Source organism: Catenulispora rubra (assembly GCF_015356825.1).
Lineage (GTDB): Bacteria > Actinomycetota > Actinomycetes > Streptomycetales > Catenulisporaceae > Catenulispora > Catenulispora rubra.
In genome coordinates this window covers 1-1,343 of record NZ_JAACYW010000623.1, presented here as the reverse complement: position 1 = coordinate 1,343, position 1,343 = coordinate 1, and the positions used below count along the sequence as shown (strand labels likewise).

The window sequence follows — 1,343 nt, the reverse complement described above, 5'->3', positions numbered from 1 at the left end:
CCCACACCCACACCCACACCCACACCCACAGCAGGAGCGCCCTTCTTCGCGAGCGTGGGCGTTCGTGCCTGGCGTGACTACTGGTGGTGGCAGCGGTTTCGGTTTCGGCTTCGGCGGCGATGAAGGCGCGAAGACGGTCGTCGATGTGGTCGAACTCCTCGGCCATCACAAACCCCTCACTCCACGGTGGGGCCCGCGTATTCCCGCCCTTCGGCCTCGGCCAGTTTGCGCCCGGCGTTGAGCTGGAACGGGCTGATCCCGCCGGCGTCCCACGGGCCGACGCTGCCTGCTGTGACTGCTTCCTCGCTCTTGGGCGGTAGCAGCAGTTCCTTGCGCAGCGTTGCCACCGGCTTGTCGGCGATGGCGAACCAGTCGGTGGCCATGAAGTCGTTGCTGCCTGTGCACAGGGCCGCGCGGCGTAGTGCGTCGCCGAAGCGCACTGCCATGCCTGGCTGGGACAGGTGGCCGCGGTCGGCCTGGAAGAGGCCGGCGCCGGCGGGGAGGGCGCCGGTTTCGAACAGGCTCACCACCATGGCCAGCAAGGAGAATGCGTGCAGGTCGTCGTTTGCGCGGGCGATGAAGGCGAAGATTTCGATCTCTGATTCGACCCGGGTGCCGTAGTCGGCCAGGATGTGGACCCAGTCGTGCTGCGCGAGCAGGGGCGGGGCGGAGCCTGGGGCGCCGGGGAAGGTGAAGCCGCGCGTTTTGTAGAAGTCGTGCACGCCGCGCCCTAGCGTCCCGGGCGCCAGGTCCCCGAGCGAGGCCCAGCGGGCGGCCAGTGCCGGGTCGTCCTCGACCGGGGTCCAGGGTCCGGTCAGGGCGCCGTCGCCGACGTGCAGCTGCTGGGTGTGGTGGATGTCGAAGTCGTGCAGGTAGCCGTTGCGGTCGAAGTCGATCGCGGCCAGTCGGCGTCCGGAGTCGGCGTGGCCGAGCAGCACGTCCTCCAGGTCGTCGTGGACCGACAGCTCGGCGGCGAACTCCGCGACGCGGCTGGCCACCTCCGGCGGTAGTGGGTCCAGCACCAGCTCGGCGGTGACCATCGTCTGCACGATCCGGCCCCGGAACGCCGCGTTGCGCCGGTGCAGGTCTTCGGCGAGATCCGTGGCGCCGTAAGGCTTTTCGGCCAGCTCGGCCTGGACCGCCAGCGGGTCGATGTCGAAGCCGGTCAGGGAGTGGAACATCGCCGCCAGCAGCGTCTGCTGTAGGCCCGTCAGCCCGCCCTGGGGGGCCACGGCGGAGATGACGCCGCGCGCCACGCAGGCGACCTCGGCGGCGTCCGGCGGCAGCAGCAGGACGGAGGCGTCGTCGGGCAGGGGGACTGGCATGCGGCGCTGCCTTCCGGG

1 protein-coding gene is annotated in these 1,343 nt (G+C 70.6%); it reads right to left on the bottom strand.

The features are described 5' to 3' along the window. Positions 1-176 precede the first annotated feature (176 nt). On the bottom strand, positions 177-1,325 hold the full coding sequence (locus tag GWK61_RS54595; RefSeq protein ID WP_194922294.1) for a hypothetical protein: 1,149 nt from the start codon (positions 1,323-1,325) through the stop codon (positions 177-179). Between the last annotated feature and the right edge of the window lie 18 nt (positions 1,326-1,343).

Coding starts and splice junctions, on each gene's coding strand:
- GWK61_RS54595 (WP_194922294.1), bottom strand. CDS start 1,325: ATGCCAGTCCCCCTGCCCGACGACGCCTCCGTCCTGCTGCTGCCGCCG.